The sequence below is a fragment of the Dolosigranulum pigrum ATCC 51524 genome (genome assembly GCF_000245815.1).
Taxonomy (GTDB): Bacteria; Bacillota; Bacilli; order Lactobacillales; family Carnobacteriaceae_A; genus Dolosigranulum; species Dolosigranulum pigrum.
The window spans coordinates 1,207,780-1,228,858 of the sequence record NZ_JH601103.1; the positions used below are offsets into that span (position 1 = coordinate 1,207,780).

Annotated in this window: 18 protein-coding genes; 3 read left to right on the top strand and 15 right to left on the bottom strand. The window is 37.9% G+C overall.

Going from position 1 to position 21,079, the window contains the following annotated elements:
• Window positions 1-371 precede the first annotated feature (371 nt).
• From HMPREF9703_RS05565 to hisS, 3 genes are read right to left on the bottom strand one after another with little or no spacing between them, the layout of a single operon-like run.
• Entirely contained in the window at window positions 372-1,289 is a 918-nt protein-coding gene (locus HMPREF9703_RS05565) for a deoxyribonuclease IV (RefSeq protein WP_004636285.1), read from the bottom strand.
• Window positions 1,290-1,292: 3 nt separating this feature from the next.
• Window positions 1,293-3,065 (bottom strand): aspartate--tRNA ligase, encoded by a 1,773-nt coding sequence (gene aspS / locus HMPREF9703_RS05570; protein WP_004636286.1) that lies wholly within the window; start codon window positions 3,063-3,065, stop codon window positions 1,293-1,295.
• A gap of 30 nt (window positions 3,066-3,095) precedes the next feature.
• Complete coding sequence (hisS, locus tag HMPREF9703_RS05575) at window positions 3,096-4,394, bottom strand: histidine--tRNA ligase (protein ID WP_004636287.1); 1,299 nt, start codon at window positions 4,392-4,394, stop codon at window positions 3,096-3,098.
• A gap of 565 nt (window positions 4,395-4,959) precedes the next feature.
• On the opposite strand from hisS, the gene HMPREF9703_RS08625 reads away from it, so the two are divergent.
• Both HMPREF9703_RS08625 and HMPREF9703_RS05585 read left to right on the top strand, forming a co-directional pair.
• Window positions 4,960-6,162 carry an N-acetylmuramoyl-L-alanine amidase family protein gene (locus HMPREF9703_RS08625; protein ID WP_167535654.1) on the top strand — a complete coding sequence of 401 codons (1,203 nt, stop codon included), beginning with the start codon at window positions 4,960-4,962 and terminating at the stop codon, window positions 6,160-6,162.
• A gap of 78 nt (window positions 6,163-6,240) precedes the next feature.
• The gene (locus HMPREF9703_RS05585) at window positions 6,241-6,693 is read left to right on the top strand and encodes an OsmC family protein (protein ID WP_004636289.1); all 453 of its coding nucleotides are present in this window, start codon (window positions 6,241-6,243) and stop codon (window positions 6,691-6,693) included.
• Between the two features lie 67 nt (window positions 6,694-6,760).
• On the opposite strand, the gene abc-f is transcribed toward HMPREF9703_RS05585, so the two are convergent.
• From abc-f to HMPREF9703_RS05615, 6 genes are all read right to left on the bottom strand, one after another.
• Window positions 6,761-8,344, bottom strand: coding sequence for a ribosomal protection-like ABC-F family protein (abc-f, locus tag HMPREF9703_RS05590; RefSeq protein ID WP_004636290.1), 1,584 nt, complete (start codon window positions 8,342-8,344; stop codon window positions 6,761-6,763).
• A gap of 591 nt (window positions 8,345-8,935) precedes the next feature.
• Window positions 8,936-9,967, bottom strand: a complete 1,032-nt coding sequence (locus HMPREF9703_RS05595; protein ID WP_004636291.1) for a MupG family TIM beta-alpha barrel fold protein — start codon at window positions 9,965-9,967, stop codon at window positions 8,936-8,938.
• Entirely contained in the window at window positions 9,960-11,384 is a 1,425-nt protein-coding gene (locus HMPREF9703_RS05600) for a PTS transporter subunit EIIC (RefSeq protein ID WP_004636292.1), read from the bottom strand. Before HMPREF9703_RS05600 ends, HMPREF9703_RS05595 begins: the two co-directional genes overlap by 8 nt.
• A complete protein-coding gene (murQ, locus tag HMPREF9703_RS05605; protein WP_004636293.1) occupies window positions 11,377-12,291 on the bottom strand; it encodes an N-acetylmuramic acid 6-phosphate etherase in 915 nt (304 codons plus the stop codon). Before murQ ends, HMPREF9703_RS05600 begins: the two co-directional genes overlap by 8 nt.
• Window positions 12,284-13,138 carry a MurR/RpiR family transcriptional regulator gene (locus HMPREF9703_RS05610; protein ID WP_218914820.1) on the bottom strand — a complete coding sequence of 285 codons (855 nt, stop codon included), beginning with the start codon at window positions 13,136-13,138 and terminating at the stop codon, window positions 12,284-12,286. The genes murQ and HMPREF9703_RS05610 overlap by 8 nt, the downstream gene beginning before the upstream one ends.
• Before the next feature lie 869 nt (window positions 13,139-14,007).
• Window positions 14,008-15,066: a S66 family peptidase gene (locus HMPREF9703_RS05615; RefSeq protein WP_004636295.1), complete on the bottom strand. Its 1,059-nt coding sequence runs from the start codon at window positions 15,064-15,066 to the stop codon at window positions 14,008-14,010.
• Window positions 15,067-15,166: 100 nt separating this feature from the next.
• Here HMPREF9703_RS05615 and HMPREF9703_RS05620 point away from each other — a divergent pair, with 100 nt between their 5' ends.
• Window positions 15,167-15,958, top strand: coding sequence for a formate/nitrite transporter family protein (locus tag HMPREF9703_RS05620; RefSeq protein WP_004636296.1), 792 nt, complete (start codon window positions 15,167-15,169; stop codon window positions 15,956-15,958).
• Window positions 15,959-16,048: 90 nt separating this feature from the next.
• On the opposite strand, the gene rbfA is transcribed toward HMPREF9703_RS05620, so the two are convergent.
• From rbfA to rimP, 6 genes are read right to left on the bottom strand one after another with little or no spacing between them, the layout of a single operon-like run.
• The gene (rbfA, locus tag HMPREF9703_RS05625) at window positions 16,049-16,390 is read right to left on the bottom strand and encodes a 30S ribosome-binding factor RbfA (RefSeq protein ID WP_004636297.1); all 342 of its coding nucleotides are present in this window, start codon (window positions 16,388-16,390) and stop codon (window positions 16,049-16,051) included.
• A gap of 37 nt (window positions 16,391-16,427) precedes the next feature.
• Complete coding sequence (gene infB, locus HMPREF9703_RS05630) at window positions 16,428-18,653, bottom strand: translation initiation factor IF-2 (RefSeq protein ID WP_004636298.1); 2,226 nt, start codon at window positions 18,651-18,653, stop codon at window positions 16,428-16,430.
• Window positions 18,654-18,657: 4 nt separating this feature from the next.
• Window positions 18,658-18,963, bottom strand: coding sequence for a L7Ae/L30e/S12e/Gadd45 family ribosomal protein (locus HMPREF9703_RS05635; protein ID WP_004636299.1), 306 nt, complete (start codon window positions 18,961-18,963; stop codon window positions 18,658-18,660).
• Window positions 18,953-19,246 carry an RNase P modulator RnpM gene (gene rnpM / locus HMPREF9703_RS05640; RefSeq protein WP_004636300.1) on the bottom strand — a complete coding sequence of 98 codons (294 nt, stop codon included), beginning with the start codon at window positions 19,244-19,246 and terminating at the stop codon, window positions 18,953-18,955. Before rnpM ends, HMPREF9703_RS05635 begins: the two co-directional genes overlap by 11 nt.
• 21 nt (window positions 19,247-19,267) lie before the next feature.
• Window positions 19,268-20,548 carry a transcription termination factor NusA gene (gene nusA, locus HMPREF9703_RS05645; protein WP_004636301.1) on the bottom strand — a complete coding sequence of 427 codons (1,281 nt, stop codon included), beginning with the start codon at window positions 20,546-20,548 and terminating at the stop codon, window positions 19,268-19,270.
• A 17-nt stretch (window positions 20,549-20,565) separates the two neighbouring features.
• Window positions 20,566-21,036, bottom strand: a complete 471-nt coding sequence (gene rimP / locus HMPREF9703_RS05650; protein ID WP_004636302.1) for a ribosome maturation factor RimP — start codon at window positions 21,034-21,036, stop codon at window positions 20,566-20,568.
• Window positions 21,037-21,079: the final 43 nt, after the last annotated feature.

Consider the following 21,079-nt stretch of genomic DNA (forward strand, 5'->3'; position numbering starts at 1 on the left):
ATTTTAACCCTTAGTTACTCAACCATAATAAATTTGTAAATAAAATATCACTTTTTAAATATTTTTCCTATTATTTGATTCACTCCTATTCCCGCTAAGATTACACTAGTAAACACAACAATATAATCCAAAATATTATTAGTAATAAGCCTCTCTTGTAAAAATGTAGTTAAAATAAATGCTGTAATGAATGTTATAATTAATCTCATCCACGAAACTTGCCTATTATGTTTCATTTTTCTTATACCCCTTTCACTTACAATAATAATACACATACTTGATATTGGGCAAAAAATATCATATGGTAATAATAATAATGATTAAAACAACCTTGGCCTAATTCTGACCAAGGTTGTTTTGTTATCTGCTAATTATTCGACGGGACGTTCGTTCACAATATCGTCCAGCAAGTTTTCGTTAAATTCTTTTGTTCTTAGCATATGAATTTCATGTTTATATGGGGCAAATTTATTCTTCTTATCATCACCTTTTTGAACATAAGGTGTTTCCAAGATTTTAGGGAGTCCTTTTAATTTTGGATGGTGGACAACTTTACATAAGGCATCAAAGCCAATATGTCCGTGACCGATATTGGCATGGCGGTCTTTTTGGGCGCCTCGTTCATTCTTAGAATCATTCACATGGATAACTTTTAACCATTCCAAGCCGATAACGCGATCAAATTCTTCTAAAACGGCATCGAAGTCATTAGCGACATCATAGCCAGCATCATGAATGTGGCACGTATCCAAGGTGACGGATAACTTATTCTTTAGTTCAACTTGATCAATAATTGCCGCAATTTCTTCAAAGCTACGACCAATTTCTGTTCCTTTTCCTGCCATGGTTTCTAAGGCAATCTGAATCGTCTGATCTTCGGTTAATATCTCATTCAAACCTTCTGCAATTTGTTTGATAGCAACTTCAGGTCCTTCACCGACATGTGCGCCTGGGTGCATCGTCATCTGTGTTGCCCCCAATGCTTCGGCTCGTTCAATTTCTTCTTTCATAAACTGAATGGCAAATTTGAAATTGTCAGGCTTGTTCACATTACCAAGGTTAATAATGTACGGTGCGTGCACAACAATATCATTAACGTCAATATCATGCTCCGCCATATATGCTTGACCGTCCTCAATGTTCATGCGTTCAATTTCTTTTCGGCGCGTATTTTGGGGTGCACCCGTATAGATCATAAACGTATTGGCTCCATAACCAACTGCTTCCTCAGCTGAGCCTAAGAGCATTTTCTTCCCTTTCATACTCACATGTGAACCAAGCAATACCATAAATTAATTCTCTCCTTTGTTGACAGTCAGTTTCAATTCATCAAGTTGTTTTGGTGATACGATAGACGGTGCTTGTGTTAATGGATCCTTCGCCTGCTTATTCTTTGGAAAGGCAATAACTTCGCGAATATTCGGTTCGCCGGCAAGAATCATCACAATACGGTCCAATCCGTACGCAATACCGCCATGGGGAGGGAAACCATACTCCAACGCATCAAGTAAGAACCCAAACTGTTCCTGGGCCTCTTCCTTCGAAAAGCCGAGTGCTTCAAGCATTGTTTCTTGTAACTCACGCTCATGAATACGGATTGATCCGCCACCAATTTCGTACCCATTCAAGACAATATCATACGCATTGGCTGTTACTTGATGGGGATCTTCTGCTAAGACTTCAATGTCAGAAGCGATTGGTCGAGTGAATGGGTGGTGAGCAGCGATAAATCGTCCCTGTTCTTCATCATATTCAAGCAATGGCCAGTCCGTGATCCAGACAAACGCTAATTCTTCTGTATCAATTAAGTCAAGGGCACGTCCTAAGTGATTGCGCAGAGCTCCAAGTGCATCGAAGACAACTTTTGTTTCATCGGCAACGAATAATAAAAGATCACCTGCTTCTGCATCCATCGCCTCTAGCAAGTTAGATGCTAAGTCACCTTCGCTGAAGAATTTAGCAATCGGTCCACTCACGCCATCTTCACTCACTTTCATCCACGCTAAGCCTTTCGCCCCATATGGTGAGACAACCTCAGCAAGTCCGTCAATTTCTTTACGCGTGAAGGTATCTCCTGCTCCTTTGGCGTTAATTCCACGAACTGATCCACCATTTTCAACTACAGAAGTGAAGACTTTGAAGTTTGACTGCGCTACGATATCTGCTACATCAACCAACTCAAGGCCAAAGCGGATATCCGGTTTGTCACTTCCGAAGCGGTCCATCGCTTCACGGTAAGTTAATACAGGGAAATCTCCGGTTATTTCTTTCCCTTTCACTTCACGAACAATTTCTTTCAGTAAGCGTTCGTTTAATTCCCGAATCTCTTCAGCAGATAAAAAGCTTGTTTCAATATCAACTTGAGTAAATTCTGGTTGACGGTCTCCACGTAAATCTTCATCGCGGAAACAACGAACAATTTGGTAGTAACGCTCCATCCCCGCTCCCATTAATAATTGTTTAAACAATTGAGGAGACTGTGGCAGAGCAAAGAATTTTCCTTCATTTACTCGAGAAGGGACTAAGTAATCTCGTGCTCCTTCTGGTGTTGATTTGGTTAGGAAAGGTGTCTCAATGTCAATAAATCCTTCATTATCTAAGAAATTCCGGAATACTTTTTTCACTTGGTGGCGCAACTTCATATTTTCAGCCATTTTTTGGCGACGCAAGTCTAAGTAGCGATGTTCCAATCGAATTTCTTCGCTCACATTAGCTTGTTCATTGATCTCGAATGGTGGTGTTTTAGCTTTATTCAAGATCTTAATATCCGTTGCTAATAGTTCAATATACCCGGTTTTCATATCCGGATTTTCCTGGCCTTCTTTTCGTGCAACAACTTGTCCGCTCACTTCAATAACGTACTCTGTTCTCAGTGAATCAGCCACTTGCAATGCTGCTTCTGATCCTTTATCACTGAAGACAATTTGAAGCAGACCGGAACGATCACGCAAATCAACAAAGACCATTCCTCCCAAGTCACGACGGCGGTGCACCCAGCCTTTTACTATTATCTGTTGATCTACTAACGATCGATCAATCTCTCCAAAATATACTCTCTCTGTCATTATATTTCTCCTTGTATTATAAGTTTTTCATTACTTGAGTTCGTCTTTAATCTCTTGAAAATTTTCTCGAAAATCCTTGCTGTACACATCAGCTAGGTCCATACTTAATTCTTGTCCAGTTGCCATATTTTTTACATTTACGGTATTTTTCTCTAATTCACGGTCCCCTAATGTGAAGGTGAAGCGAGCATTTAACTTGTCAGCTGATTTGAATTGTGTCCCAGGTTTTCGATTCATAAATTCACGCTCAACTAAGAGTCCACGCTGACGCAATGCATGTGCTAATTTGGTCGCTTCCGTCGATGCCCGTTGACCAATTGTGACGATAAATACATCGAGTTGCGGGTCTGCTGGGAACTGCACATTGCTATACTCCATTAACATGAGAAGTCGTTCTAGTCCGAAGCCAAAGCCAAATGCAGGAGTAGCTGGTCCGCCAACTGTCTCGACTAACCCATCATAGCGTCCTCCTCCGGCAATTGTTGTATTAGCACCAAACTTCTCATGATCTGTAATCACTTCAAATACGGTATCATTATAATAATCCAATCCACGTACCATATTTGCATCCACTTCATACGGAATATTTAATAAATCAAGTTGTTCTTTCACTGCAGCAAAATGTTTAGCCGACTCCTCATCTAAGAAGTCCAGCACAGATGGCGCATTGGCTACAATTTTTTTATCTTCTGGTGCTTTACTATCCAACACGCGCAATGGATTCTCATGCAATCGACGCTTCGAATCATCACTTAACTGATCACTGAATGGCTCCAAATAATCAATCAATGCTTGGCGGAAAGCAGCTCGCGATTCATTTGATCCGAGCGAATTAATGACTAACCGTACCTGCTCTAACCCTAATGACTGGAATAAATCAACAGCAAGTGCCATTGTTTCTACATCAGTTGCGGGATTCTTCGAGCCAAACACTTCCACACCTAGTTGATAAAATTGACGCTGGCGACCACTCTGCGGCCGCTCATAACGAAACATCGGGCCAATATAATAGTACTTCTGTGGCTTGTGGTGTTCAGGTCCGTAATACTTATTCTCCACAAAAGCACGCACTGCTCCGGCTGTTCCCTCTGGTCGCAAGGCAATATGACGATCTCCCTTATCATAAAAATCATACATTTCCTTGCTAACAACATCAGTAGACTCACCGACACCGCGTGCAAACAAATCAAATGACTCAAATAATGGCAGACGAATTTCTTTAAACTGGTATTGACGCAATATATCGGTCGCTACTTGTTCAACATATTGCCACTTACTTGCCTCAGACGGAAAAATATCAACCGTCCCTTTCATTTTTTGATAACTCACCTTTAATTCACTCCTTAAAAATAAAAAACTCCCTACCGATGCCAACACTTGGCTCAGTAAGGACGTGTATGTAGGTTCACGTGGTACCACCTTAATTCAGGAAGACATGCTTCCCCTCACTCATAACGCTGAGTAGCGTGACAACTTTGCATTGCCAACCTCCGGAGTGTTTCTATTCTGTCCACATTCCTTCCAGCCACGAGAATGCTCTCTGTTGGACTATTTGCTCCATCACAGGTAACTTGTTCAACTAACCTAATTATACTAAACATTCCCTTAGCCGTCAATGTTTTCCTCTCATTCCCTGCTTATCTTAAATGTTTAATCTATCTATTTCTAAAAGATACATCTTCTTCGCTATCAATTCCATTGTAGTCTGACAAAAATATTGCTATAATGTAGGCAGTATTGACGGGAGTATCCCGTACTTTCATTCTATTTTGAGAAAGGAACTTTCCTAATGCCTAATTCTTCTCCCTCTTCTCACAAAAAAATAACTAAACGAGGTACTTTTTTGCTCACTGTAATCGTTTTATTCATACTTTCATTCGTGTCAATTCTAACTATGGCACAAGAACACAGTGTAACAGTCAATGTGGCAGAATTAAATGTACGCTCAGGGCCCGGACAATCCCATGAAGTAATTACTCAACTATATCAAAATGATCATCTCCATGTGTTAGCCGAACAAGATGGCTGGCTAAAAGTTCGAACGAGTAATAATGAAATTGGCTGGGTGACAGAATCATTCGTCGAAAATCAAGCTCCCCGCGAAAAATCATCACATTACCTAATGGGAGAAGTTATTTCCCCTACTTTAAATATTCGTTCAGATCATTCTCTAGATTCAGAGATTATAGGTGAACTTACAGAAGGAGATCAAGTTGATATTATTGGTCAAGTTGACGACTGGACGGAGATCAATTATGGCGATCAAACCGCTTGGATCAGCTCAGACTATGTAAAGCTACTCAGTTCAGACACGCGACCGGATGATTCTGAGAAAACCATCACGATGCTGGAACACAACGCCAATATTCGCCGCGAACCATCCCTTGAAGCTGATATTATTGGAGAAGCATTCGCTAATCAGTCCTATACCTATGTGCAAAAGATAGATCATTGGTATGAAATTCAATTAACCGAGAATACAACAGGCTTCGTACATGCCGACTATGCGCACACAACAGACATTGATGACTTGGACCTAGATACAATTGTGGATATTCCAGCGCTTGAACATGCCACCATTCTAATTGATCCTGGTCATGGAGGAACTGACCCCGGTGCTGTCTACAATGATACGTACGAAAAAGATATTGCTTTGAGTACTTCTCTCTATCTTCAACAACAATTAGAAAAAGCAGGTGCTACTGTTCTGATGACGCGAACATCAGATATAGATGTAGGGTTAGATGAACGGGCTAATATCTCAAATACGCAGTCAGTAGATGCTTTTGTTAGCATTCATTATGATGCAACTGGCATTCGTAATTCCATTAGTGGAACGACAACCTATCACTATTCTGATATGGATCTACCACTAGCTAATGCGATTAATGATCGACTCAAAGCAGACGGCCAACTCAGCAATAACGGAATTGGTTTTGGGAACTATCATGTCTTGCGTAACAATACCCGCCCAAGTGTCTTACTTGAACTTGGCTATATGGATAATGACTCTGATTACAACATTATTAGCACAAAAACTTACCACAAAAATGTTGCAGATGTTATTTTCAAAGGCCTAACTGACTACTTCGACTAACTTGCTTAAAACTAATTGCTTGAATTCCTTTTCATCTTTGCTAAACTTAGATTAGATATTTTATAAGGAGTGATTAGAATGAGTCATGAATCTATGGCAACTTTGAGTGTTTCAGGTAACAACGAAGATGGATTAAAGACAACGGTGAATGTACGCGATCTCGATGGCTTCATTGTTGATGAACCCGAACGTCTCGGTGGTACCAATGCTGGAGCTAATCCCTTAGAATATTTCTTAGGTGCTCTCTCCGCTTGTACCTCAATTGTCTTGCGTTATGCTGCGCGTGATGAAGCATTCGAGTATACCAGAGTTGACTTCAATACAGAAGGAACGCTTGACACACGCGGATTTGCTGGCAAAGCTGACGTACAAACCTATTTCCAAACAATTCATTTAGAAGTTATCATTGACACTGATGAACCTGACGAACGTATTCAAGAAATGAAAACTATCGTTGAAAAACGCTGCCCTCTCTATAACTTAGCCAACGATGCTAATGTCAATATCACTAGTACTTGGCGTAAACCATAGCAATCTACTAAAAAAGCAACGTCTTCTTACCGACGTTGCTTTTTTTTCTGGCCTAAATTAACTCACTCTACTCTAACACTTCTATTTCTTTCTTTTCTGCCATTAGCTGGTCGAACTGCTCTTGAAGCTGTTCATCATCCGGATCTAAGCTCAGCCTTCCTAGAATCTCACTTATTCGATTATTCAACTGAAGCAAACGGTCGTGATAATGATTACGATTCTCTTGGGACTCATAGGCTTGGAATTCACTGAGCGTGCCTTCAAATAATTGCAGCCTGTTCTGATTAATAACTAATAATTGATCACACACAGCTTCTACAATAGACTGATCATGTGAAGCAAGTATAATCGTCCCCGGATACTCTATCAACAACTCCTCCAATGCAGCGACTGCGTAAATATCTAAATAATTCGTCGGTTCATCCAAGACCAATACATTAAAATCCCCTACTAGAATCTTGGCTAAGGCGACTTTTACTCGTTCCCCATCGCTTAATACGCCGACCAATTTTCGGATATCCTGCTCATAAAAGCCCATCCGAGCTAAAACGACTCGACAGATTGTCTCAGACTGAACAGATGTCTCCATTACATTAACTAACACAGTCTCTTCTGTTTTTAATACAGACAAATTTTGGGCAAAATAACCAAATTTCACTTGCGGATTAACTTGAATATCTGGGTGCTTGCTTGACAATAACATCCTAAGTAAAGTCGTCTTCCCCGCACCATTATCTCCGATCAAACCAATCTTCTGTCCACCGATTAACTGCAGCGTAGCTGGTTTCCACAATGTCTTGTGCTCTACCCCACCAGCTAATTCATAAAATCGAATAATGGTCCGCTCGCGTAACCGTTGCTGATTAGGCACTTCCATCTCAATGGTACTTAATTGCTTCGGTTTCTCTACGGGCTCTAGTTGCTTTATTTGAGTCTCAATTGCCTGACGATTTTTATGCAACTTTTTCTGCTTCCCCGCATAATAAATAGCCGCACCTATTTGCCGCCGATCCGGGTCTGATACAGACTTTGGAACGACCGTCGCTCGCTCTGCCTGTCGCCTTTTCATTTCAGCAGCTTTTTCTAACTGCTGTTTTTTCTTTTGATACTTTTCATATTCCTTTTGTTGATGTCTCCGCTTTCGATCTCTCTCAGTTATATAATCCGAATAATTTCCCGAATATACGGTGACATTGCCCTCATCTAGCACCCAAATCTCTGAGCAGGTTTCATCTAACAGATGACGATCGTGTGACACTAAAATCACACCTGCATCCATCCTTTTCAACTTACGCTCAACCCATTGACGGTGGTTTGCATCCAAATTCGTCGTCGGTTCATCTAACAACAATAACTTCGCCCGGTCTCTAGTCGCTTGAAGAAAGAATTCACTCGTTATTTCGCCCCCGCTCGCACCTTGTGTCTGATCTTGCTTTAGTTGGGGCATCAAGTAAGGAATTCCCTCAACTTTCACCGTGCCACTATCTGGCAGTATCTCTCCCTTAATTAATCTTAACAGTGTGGTCTTCCCTTGACCATTTTTACCGATCAACCCCACAACTTGCCCCGCCTGTAGTTGCAAATGATCAATATCAATCAACAACCGATCTCTTATACTATACGTTACATCTTGTAATTCTAACACTTGCATACAGTTACTTCCACCTTTCATCCTCGTGGAAATAAGAATACAAAAAAGGACCTCTATATAGATACAGAAGTCCCCTGTGTCAACCACAATGCACTCCCATTTCCGACAACTTGAACATGCCTACATTTCTGTAAGCTTAAAACTATTTGTCTTTGAAATGGAATTAATTGCTCATCGCTTTGTGGTTAACCTCTTCTCTTTTTTAATGACTTTATTATAACACATAACGAAATGATATTTAACTTTTATCTACCAAATATTAATCATTTATATTAATTAAAATCATCGATGTCAGGGAATCTGTGCTCTATCACTTCAGACAACTCATTCAGAATATAGTTTACAAATGGGGCGCAATATCCTAGAGACAAATCTCTTGTTGCTTTCTTAGCATATTAAAATGCAATATTAAAAAAGCTGTATCAAAAAGATACTGACCCCAAAAAAATTAGAATAATTTACCCTAACTTTTGGGGTCACATCACGAACACCAGTAGGTTCTTACAAATTTTTGTATTAGCTATCTTTTAAAAAATAATTTTATATCATCCGAATTATCCTGGTATTCTAACAAAATTTCTTTTAAAAACTTTAGTTCTCCATTACAAACTTAAATTTATCTCCACGATCAATTATATCTAATAAGTGATGATACCGAGGTAATACTTGCCCAATAACGTTCACACCATTGCAATTTGGATAATCCTTACAGATGATTTGAACTTCTCCCTCATATCTCTTCATTTGTTCATTATCAATGGTGATACTTCCTTTTAATCGATCAGACGTATTTTCAGGAGAGATTGATTTTTTAAAGTGATTAATCTGTCTTGACTCCTGTACACGAATAAGTGACTTAGGCGAGTCAATTCTTACTGTAAATTCTTGATCAATTAAATGATTATACTTTGAATCTATTTTTACTGGGATTGAGATTACTCTACTTTGTAGATATGAGGTAATTAATTCTAACTCGTTTAACCCCATCTCTAAATCACCTAAAAATATATGCTCTACTTTATATATTTTGTGTAAATCTAAATATTGAACATAAGGTGATAGATTTCGATGTTTTTCTAATGTTGGTAAGCCTTGATGCAATGGTCCACGTCGCATACTATCACTAGCAATAAATGCTAAAATCTCTCCTCCTTTCTCTCTTATTTTTGTATTTAAAGCAGAAAAATAATACTCATCTAATCCTGTTTCAGGTCGAGGATAAAAATTATGCATATAAATTGATCCATAATTAATTGTATCCCTTATAGCAGTTGAAGCATTATAAACAATTTGATGATTTGATTCTAATCGATTGTATTCTTCTTTAGAAAACCCGTAATCCAGCCTCAAATAATCCACTGAAATAATATTTATTAAGTCTTCTAGAGATTGTACATCAAACTCTGTTATTGTCTTCGGTGAGATATCAGCAATTATAGAAAATTTATGTTCTTTTAGCCATTGACACATTTCAATAATTTTATCACTATAATTAGGAGTTATTTCTTCAGAGATATGAAAAGAGGTGAATACAAAATATTCTTTACCTTCCAATTTTTTTAGAAATTTTTTCTGTTCTGAAAATGTAGATACATACACTGAAAAACCTAACTGACTAGACATTTTGAACACTCTGTCTATCCAGGAAAAGATATGTTAAGATATAACCACCAATATACGAAATGAAAATACCAATTACGTAATGTATCATAGTATCAGGCGTCATTAAAGGAATTGCAATCAAACCAGAAGGCCCCCAAGCATTTGCCATTACGTGCATCATCATAACATATGCTCCACCAAATCCTGCTCCTAACCCAGCAGTAATAAATGGTTTTCCTAATGGTAATGTTACTCCATAAATTAATGGTTCACCAATACCCAGTATTCCAGCGGGTAAAGCTCCGGCTATAACTTGAGTCAATCGTTTATTTCCTTCTTTTTTAGCAATAAAGTAGATAGCAATCGCTGCTCCAACCTGCCCTGCACCAGCCATAGCCAATACTGGGAATAACGAGACACCACCGAGTACTTCTAGTTGAATAGCATAAATAGGAATTAATCCATGATGAAGTCCTAATAATACCATTGGAAGAAAAACTGCTGATAATACATAACCTGATAAAATGCTGATAACTGTATTATCTGATCCAATAAAGTAACCAAGTCCGGCTACTAACCAATCTGACAGAACTCCTGAAATTGGCATAATTACGAATGCCATTAAACTGACAGTCACAAGCAATGTTACGGTTGGTGTTACAATCAAATCTAATACATCCGGCACTTTACTTCTGACGAACTTTTCAATTTTTGCTAATATAAATACTCCAAAGATGACACCAATAATACCACCTTTTCCAGTTGTTAGTATTGAATTTAATGGTTCTTCAGCATCATAGAGACCAACAGTTTGTGAAAGTGTTATTAGTGGCTCAGCAATTGACACGGCTCCTATCATTCCACCTAGTGCTTCAGTTGCTCCGAATTGTTTAGCTGCATTCACCCCAGTGAAAATTGCAAAATATCCTAAAAAACTATTTCCAATTAAAGTAAACGTTATTTGGATAACTTCCCAAGTTGTTCCCGCAATAACACCACTCTCAATTAGTTGAGAGAGTAAAGTTCCAAAGCCCTGAAAAATTCCGGCTGCAATAATAGCGGGAATCATTGGAATAAAAATATTTGCAATTAACTCTAATCCTTGTTTCAATTTCCCTTTTTTCTGCTTATTTTTTATATCTTCTTTATTATCTTTCCAGTTATTCTGCTGTGCTGTTGAATCTGAACTTACTCCAAAATCTTCAACTAAGATATCTCTTAACTTTTTAGCTTTACCGGGGCCAACTACAACTTGTAATGTATCTGAATCTACAACTCCCATAACGCCGTCAGTTTGTTTTAATTTTTCGTGCTCTACAAGTTTTTCATTTGCTATTTTCAATCTTAATCGTGTCATACAGTTATTAACAGAATTAATATTCTCTATACCACCAACTAAATCAACAATTTTATCAATTAATTGTTTGTTATCAACCATTATTATCAGTTCCTTCCATTAATGTCTGTCTTACAAACCCACTATTACTATTTAATTTTTGTTGTGCCTCTTTGTTATTAATTCCAAGTAGTAACATAACTATAGCAATCTTTGTAGACCCTGAACTTTCTTTCAGTGCTGTTCTCACCTTGTCTATATCTGCATCGGTAGCATCTTGAACAATTTTCTCTGCTCTTGAATGAAGTTTTTCATTAGACAACTGGACATCAACCATTAAATTTTGATAAACTTTTCCAATTCCTACCATTGACAATGTTGAGATCATATTTAAAATTAATTTTTGAGCAGTTCCTGCTTTTAATCTAGTAGATCCTGTAAGAACTTCTGGTCCAACCACTGCTTCAATACTTATATCAGATAATTGACTAATTATTGCATCTGGATTACATGCAATAGAAATAGTAGGTACACCTAGTGAACGAGCATATTTTAAGCCTCCAACGACATAGGGAGTTCTTCCACTAGCTGCTAAACCTATACATACATCATTGGATGAGATACTAATACCTTGTAAATCTGATTTTCCTGCATTCTCACTATCTTCGGACCCTTCGATTGCTTCCGTGAATGCATCTTGACCTCCAGCAATTAATCCAATAACTCGTTCTTTATCCGTTCCAAATGTTGGTGGACATTCTGATGCATCTAATACACCCAATCGCCCGCTGGTTCCTGCCCCCATATAAATTAATCTACCATTATCCTTTAGTTGTTTAATTACAAGATGAATTGCTTTTTCTATATCGTCCAAACTCCCTTTTATAGAGTCTAGCACTTTATAATCTTCTTCATTCATAACTTTTAAAGCTTCATGAACTGACATTATATCTAAATCTTGTGTTTTATTATTCCGTTGTTCAGTAACTAATTGATTAATATTAACCATGTACATCATCCTTATCAATATATGTTTTTTCTAAGACTTCACGCAAGCCATCAAATTTTTTGCTGATGTAACTTGTATAAAGAATATCAACTATATTTAATTGTGCAATTCTTGATGACATTGCACCACTTCTAAAACTAAATTCTTTACCTGGAACATACATATTTAAGTCTGCTTGGGTTGATATTTCAGTAGCCTCCTCTTTAGTTATAGCAATAATTGTTGCACCATTTTCTTTAGCTACTTGTAAACAAGTAATCATTTCTGTCGTTTTTCCTGAATAAGAAATAATGATAACTACATCATTTTTCGAAACATTTTTGGACATAAGAAGCATTGTATGCCAATCTTCATTGATATGAGCCATCTTATTAACTCTAGCTAATTTCATATGCAAGTCTTTTGCTACTAAAAACGATGCTCCAATTCCAAAAATAAATATTCGTTCAGCTTGATCAATAATACTTATAGATTTCATAACAGTTTCTGAATCGATAGTTTTTCTCGATTCCTCTAAAGATAAAATATTATTTTGTGATATTTTATTAATCACATCATCTATATCATCATCTTTATTAATCTCTAACTGTCTTTTTTCACGGTAATCTTCTCTCACGGCTATTTCATACGTTAGCTGTTTTGAAAAATCTCGATATCCTTCATAGCCACATTTTTTACATAGCCGGATAATCGTTGAAGAAGAGGAATAAGTCATTTCAGCCAATTCATGAATAGTTAAATTCACAGTTTTTTTAGGTTCTCGTAATATATAATCTATAATAATTTTTTCTGTGTCAGTAGCATCTATATAATAATCTTTTAATTTGATGGTGACTATCTTCATCATCCTCCTAACTAACTCTATCCTACCACAAAGAAACCACATTTCAATAAATCGTTTACAAATTGAAATTTTATTTCAATAGTTGGTAAATTACTCCCATATTTATACTGATAAACGAAACTCATTTTACATTCAATAAAAATAATACTTCATCACCATACAAACAACCCAATAAGATTACCTATCTCTATTTTTAAAAAATAATCTTTTAGAGTTAATTAGTATACAAAAGCATCTATTCCTCATAATAATTATGTAACCATTTATGTTGATCAAAATCATCGATGTCAGGGAATCAATACTCTATTATTTCAGACAACTCATTCAGAATATAGTTTAGAAATAGGAAACAATCCTGGAAATAAATCTGCCGTACTTTCTTAAAAAACCATAATTTTAAGAAAGTACGGCAGATTTACACGAATTCATCATTCTATCCACATTGTGCTTGTAGTGACGGATGTATTTACTCATTTCAAGAAGTAAGTCAGAATACTTTAAATTCATTGAATCAGTTAGTTCATTCTAATTATAAAAATTCACACGCATCAATCCATTATCTTCTGATATTACACCCTCATCAAGTATACGGCATAAAGCCATATACTTGATGATTTATCTTTTGATTGTTTATTTATATTATGTCAATCTAATGCTATTACAACATATAGTCTTATCTATCATATTAATAATCAATCTGAATTTAGTTACGTAGGTGGAAATGTTAATCTTAATTTATCTAGTCAATTAAATTTTTTATTTATTCCATCAACAAAACATTAACTCATTACAATATCTATTATTTAATATTGAAGCTGATGCTACTGATTATTTTGCCAATCAAATACTTCGCTGTTATACATCTCACCCAATCAGTTCATTCGATACTTATCTCTACAAGTAACGCCACTATCCAAGATTTTAAATTGGTTAGTAATGGTGTTAAGCTGAGCTTGCATGCCATATGGGAGAATACATTTGGGCTCATTATGTCCGAAATTCATATTATACAAAATCGGTAAGTCTTCTCGACCGAATTCCTTCATGACTTTCGGATAAACTTTTTGATACTCTTCATAATAGATGCCATCTTGCGGTCGACCAACAATAATCCCATGAATAACCTCCAAAATTCCCATCATACCATATGTTCTTAGCTCATCTTCCAAGCGTGCTGGTTTCATATAATTCTCAGATGTTTCTAAAAATAAGATGGCACCCTGGAACTGATCAACAGTTGGGAATAAAGATGTACCGCGGAGCGAAGCTAATGTTTCCACACAGCCACCCAATAAATGACCGGTCGCCACAGTTTCTGCTCCTAATGACTGATAGCCCGGATTCACGCGATATTCGCGCATAATTTCCCGGTTTTCTTCATCCCACAGCAAGCCAAATTTTCTTAGATGCTTCGATGCACGAATTTCCCCAATCGGTTCAGCTGAAAACCACGCACGCTGGATATGATCAACCGTATAATCATCCATTGCAATATTTTCAGCAAAATCGGTTAGCAAAGCAGGGCCATAATGACTGGATACACCGGCCTTGTAAAACATGAGGTGGTTGGTTGTCGTATCCGAGTACCCACAAAACAAGGTCGGATGTTCTCTAATAACGTTAAAATCAATATGCGGTAATAAACGTACCGTCTCAATCCCACCAATACACGATATAATTCCTTTAACTTTAGGATCCTTCAGAGCCATCATTAAATTTTCTGCTCGTTTTTCTGGATGTTGGTATAAATAATCACTTCCGCTCAGTGCATGATTCATCACTTTTACACGGAGATCAAAATTATCTTCTAGGCGCTGAATCCCTTGTTCAGTACGCCACTTGAAGTGAGCATCACCGGCTGTTCCGGCTGATAGGGATACGATAGCAACTGTATCTCCAGGATGTAATTTAGGGGGGAGCCGTAGATTCATACAAGTACCTCTTTCTATAACTGTTAAAAATGAATTTGTATTTCATTATCAATCTAATTTGTGATATAATTATTATAACATAGATAGGAGTGATTCCACAATGGAACAACATTTAATGAATACTATTACAACGGTAGCCGGTATGAAGATGAGGCTATTTGAAGAAAATATCTTAAAATATGGTGTTCGTTGTTTATTTGCAGGAATATATTTAACGATAGGAACGGCATTTGGTTTAGTTGCAGCTCAGGGTTTTGTTGAATTTAGCCCCGCAATTGCCAGAGTTGTTTATGCTATTTTCTTCACAATTGGTCTAATTGTTATCGTCTTTCTAAATGGGGAACTTGCTACCTCTAATATGATGATGATGACCATCTCTGCTCATCGAAAATTTTTCTCTTACAAAAAAGCAGCCCAATTGCTACTATTTTGTACTTTGGGGAATCTAATCGGCGCTTATGCCATCAGCTTTTTACTCGGACAGACGACCATTTTTAACGCGATTGACTCAAACCATTTACTCTATGCACTTGCAGATGGAAAGCTTGCAAAATCAGTTGGTCGCTTATTCATCGAAGCAATTATTGCTAATATCATTGTTAATATTGGTATTATGGGAATGTTACGTACGAAAGAGTTCATTGCTAAGTTTATCTATCTAATGGGAACTATTTCGATTTTCGTATTGCTCGGTTATGAGCACTTAATCGCGAACTTCTCAATGTTTGGTATTGTACAATTCACTAACCCCGGAGCACTTGAAAGTTTTACTGCTAGCACTATTTTAATAAACTGGATTATTGTCTTAATTGGAAATTATATTGGTGGTGGCCTTATCATGGGACTTACCCATTCTTGGTTGAACCAAAATGATAGTCAATATTTTGACTAAATAAGAGAAAATTTGCTTTAATATAAAAATTTGCGCCCATCATTATGATGGGCGCTTTTTTCATTAACAGTAAACTGTTAAGTTGAATTATTATTTTAAGTCTTTCAAAATCTTTTCGATGCGCTGTCCTTGCTCTAAGGATTTATCACGTTCGAATCTAATTTCGGGTGTTTTGTACAACTTAATCCGATTCCCGATTTCACTTCTCACCAGACCAGCAATTTTATCTAAGCCAGTTTGAGTGTCTTCACGTGCTTGCTCATCTTTTTCTAACGTGCTGTAGTAAACTGTTGCATGTTGAAGGTCACCAGTTACTTCCACATCTGTAATCGTAACATTCTGGACACGTGGATCTTTGACTGTCTTTAACAAAATATCATTTACTTCTCTTAATATTTCTTGTGAGACACGTTCGACTCTATATTTTGGCATATTTTCACCTCTTAATCCTTATATTATATGGTTGATCTTAGTTACGCTTCACTTCAACCATTTCGTATGCTTCAATAACATCATCAATCTTAATATCATTAAAGTTTTCAATGGTCAATCCACACTCATAACCATTAGATACTTCCTTGGCATCGTCTTGGAATCGTTTCAAGCTTGAAAGTTCTCCTTCATACTTCACAACCCCTTGACGAATAACACGAACCGAGCTAGAGCGCTTGATAACTCCGTCGTTAACGTAACATCCAGCAATAGTTCCGACTTTAGATACATTGAATGTTTCGCGAACAGTCGCTTGACCAGTAACTTTTTCTTCAAATTCTGGATCCAGCATTCCTTTCATCGCTGATTCGATCTCATCAATCGCATTGTAGATAACGCGGTGAGTTCGAATGTCAATTTGTTCACGGTTAGCACTTTCTTGTGCTTGAGGTGTTGGTCGTACGTTAAATCCAATAATGATAGATCCACTTGCAGACGCAAGAGTTACATCACTTTCATTAATTGCACCGACTCCGGTATGAACAATCTTAATCTTCACACCTTCAACTTCGATCTTCTCAAGGCTGGCTACAATCGCTTCAACAGATCCTTGTACATCACCTTTTACAATAACTGTAATTTCTTTTAATTCGCCTTCTTCAATCGAATCGAATAAGTTCTCAAGGGTTACTTTTTGAACAGCATTACGCTGTGCTTCGTTCGCTGCTTGCGCACGAGATTGACCAATCGAACGGGCTTTCTTCTCATCATCGAAGACAACGAAACGATCTCCAGCTTGTGGTGTGTCGTTCAATCCAGTAATCTCTACTGGCATCGATGGACCAGCTTTTTTAACACGTTGTCCTTGATCATTCGTCATTGTACGAATACGTCCATTCGCTGTTCCGACAACGATTGGATCCCCGTGCTTCAAGGTTCCTTCTTGTACAAGCAATGTCGCAATTGGTCCTTGTGCCTTATCTAGACGGGCTTCCAAGACCGTTCCGATTGCTAGACGTGTTGGATCTGCCTTCAATTCTTCAACTTCAGCAACTAGAAGAATCATCTCGAGTAATTCATCTAAGTTCTGGTTAAACTTCGCTGAAATTTCAACAAATATAGTTTGGCCACCCCAGTCTTCTGGAATTAATTCATATTGAGATAATTCCTGCATGACTTGTTGTGGGTTAGCCTCTGGTTTATCAACTTTGTTAACCGCAACGATAATAGGGACTTCAGCTGCTTTGGCATGATTAATTGCTTCAACAGTTTGTGGCATAACGCCATCATCAGCTGCTACAACAATAATAGCAATATCAGTCACATCAGCTCCACGTGCTCGCATGGTTGTAAAGGCTGCGTGTCCTGGTGTATCTAAGAATGTGATGGGTTTCCCTTCAACTTCTAATTGGTAAGCACCAATGTGTTGGGTAATCCCACCTGCTTCTCCATCTGCCACTTTTTCTTGACGAAGTGTATCAAGTAAGGTGGTTTTCCCATGGTCAACGTGCCCCATAATAGTGACAGTTGGTGGGCGTAATGTTAAGTTTTCTTCATTAACTTCTTGCTCAAAGTAAGTGTCGAAGTCTGTTTCATCGATTTCGACTTTTTCTTGAGCTTGTACACCATACTCTTCTAAAATAATTTCAATGGAGCCACTATCAAGTGATTGGTTTTTATTCGCAATAACACCCATCATGAATAATTTCTTAACAATTTCAGCAGCTGGCTTGTGCAATTCTTTGGCCAACTCTGCAACAGTCATCCCTTCTGTATATTCTACTACATCTGGTAACGGTTGTTTTTTCGTTGATTGTTGTGAAGAATTATCCTGTTGCTTGTGATCCGTGTTTGTCTTACGCTTTGTTCGGTTCCCAGCTGGTCCACCATTAATCCCACGGTGCTGACGCGAATGACGTTTTTTCGAACGGTTTTGACGCTCTTTTGCTTTCTGTTTCTCACTGGTTGTTCGTTTTTCAGGATTTAGACTCGACTGTTCGTTTGAAGACTCGTCCTTTTGGTTATTTTTCTTATCAGCTGTTGCTTGTTTTGTCTGATTGTGTCCTGATTGATTAGCTGTATTACTTTTTTGCTGTTTATTTGTTTTATTATTCATAAATTCTTTTAATTTCGCCATTTCGTTATCGTTAATTGTTGCCATATGACTGCTGTAATCTAATCCAGCATCTTGGGCAATTTCCAAAAGTTCTTTACTGGACATATCCTGTTCTCTTGCAAATTGATATATACGTTTTTTACTCATACAATCACCTTTCTGTCAATTGATTAAAAGATTTGACAAAGCCACTATCAATTAGTGCACAATTTGTCCGATTCTTTCCAATTGCTCTTGAAATTTCCTCTTGTGTGAATCCTGAAAACAATGGTACATCATAGGATTCGCATTTATCATTAAATATTTTTTGGGTGTTTGGGCTGGCATCACTAGCCATGATGACTAATTTTGCTCGTGTACTACGGATAGCATCCAATGTAGCTCCTTGACCCGTCTTCAACTTGCCTGCTTTCATCGCAAGGCCTAATAAATTCAGTGCTTTTTCTTTATTGATCATTTAATAATTCCATTCGTGCTAATTTATAATCTACATGATCGATTAATTCTTCAAAAAATTCCGCTGGTACTTCTGTATTTAATGCTTGGCTTAGCTTGGCGGATTTTTTCATTGATTCAAGTAGTTGAAGATCCATCGATACATAGGCACCACGGCCATTTTTTTTACCGGTTGGATCGATTGCTACCGATTTATCTGGATTGCGAACAATCCGAACCATATCTTTTTTTGGTTTCATCTCACCTGACAAAACACATTTTCGCATCGGCGTTTTTTTGGCCATGTTTATTCTCTCCTCAACATTCTATTCTGCTTCAGAATCGTCGTCTAAAGTCTCGGAAACCTCATCTTCTTCCGTTTCAGAAAAGTCTAATTCTTCTTCGTCTTCCTCCGCTGTGACTTGATTAGCTTCAAGCGCTTGGAAGAACTCATCTACTTCAGTATCTGTTTCAGCCGAATTGTCCTCAATAGAATCTGTTAATACTTCCGAAGACTCCTCAGCTGATTTATCTACTTTTTCTGACGATTCAGCTAATGCTTCACGTTCCAATTCTTCCATCTCAACGTCAGACTTAATGTCGATCTTGTAGCCGGTTAATTTAGCTGCTAGACGAACATTTTGTCCTCGTTTACCAATTGCTAATGACAGTTGATAATCCGGTACAACAACGACACACGATTGTTCGATATCATCGAAGCGAACATCGAGTACTTCAGCTGGATTCAAAGCATTTTGGATGAAGACGGCTGGATCCTCGCTCCATTCAACGATATCCATGTTTTCCCCGTTCAATTCATCCACAATCACTTGAACACGTGCCCCTTTAGGACCGACACATGTTCCAACTGCATCCACCTCGCCATCACGAGACGTCACGGCAACTTTCGAACGGTCTCCTGCTTCACGCGCAACAGACATAATCTCAACCGTTCCATCATAAATTTCAGGAACTTCCTGCTCGAATAAGCGTTTAATCAAGCCAGGATGCGTACGACTCACGAAGACTTGCGGTCCTTTCGTTGAATCTTCTACATTGCTGACATAGACTTTAATTCGATCATGCGCATTATATTGCTCACCTTCAATTTGATCGCGCTGAGACAAGACAGCTTCTACTTTTCCTAAATCAATATAGATAAACCGATCATCTTGACGCTCAACCGTTCCTGTCATCAAATCATCTTGATATTCGATGTATTCGTTGTAGATAATAGAACGTTCTGCTTCTCGCATGCGCTGCATGACGACTTGTTTAGCTGTTTGAGCCGCAATTCGACCAAAATTCTCTGGAGTGACTTCGAACTTAATTTTGTCCCCCGGCTCGTAAGCTCGGTTGCGCTCGCGTGCATCAACTAAGGCAATCTCAGACTGTGAATCGAATACCTCATCAACAACTTCTTTTACTTGTAGAACTTTAATATCTCCCGTATCGGTGTCGAATGTTACTTCAACATTCTGAGATGTTCCGTAATGACGCTTATAAGCAGCGATTAAGGCTGCCTCTAGTGCTTCAGAGACAATTTCTTTCGAAATCCCTTTTTCTTTCTCCAAGACTTCCAGTGCGCCAACTAATTTCTGGTTCATAATTCTCTCCTTCGAATCTAAAATTCAATTGCTGTACGTGCTTTAGAAATATTATCGCGCTGAATTTCAACTTCTTTTACGCGCGTTTTTTCTTTATAATTCATCGTAATGGTGTCTTCATCCGTACTTAACAAACGACCTTCATATGAATTGTACGGGCCAATCATATTGTACAACTTCACATGAATATATTCACCAACCGCTTGATCGATATCTTCTCGTGTCTTAAGTGGACGTTCTGCCCCCGGTGACGAGACTTCAAGATAATACGCTTGCGGAATAAAATTTTCCGGTTGCTGATCTAAGACAGCTGATACTTTTTCGCTGAAGAATGTGCAATCATCCAAGCTAACACCGCCAACTTTATCAATATAAATTCTTAAAAACCAGTTTTGCCCTTCTTTCAAGTATTCCAAATCAATAAGTTGATAACCGCTCTCTTGAGCAATCGGTGTAATCATGTCTTCAACTTTTTCTACAATACTCATTTTAGCTTTTCTCCCCACTTTCAATTCATACCTTGTCGTTAAA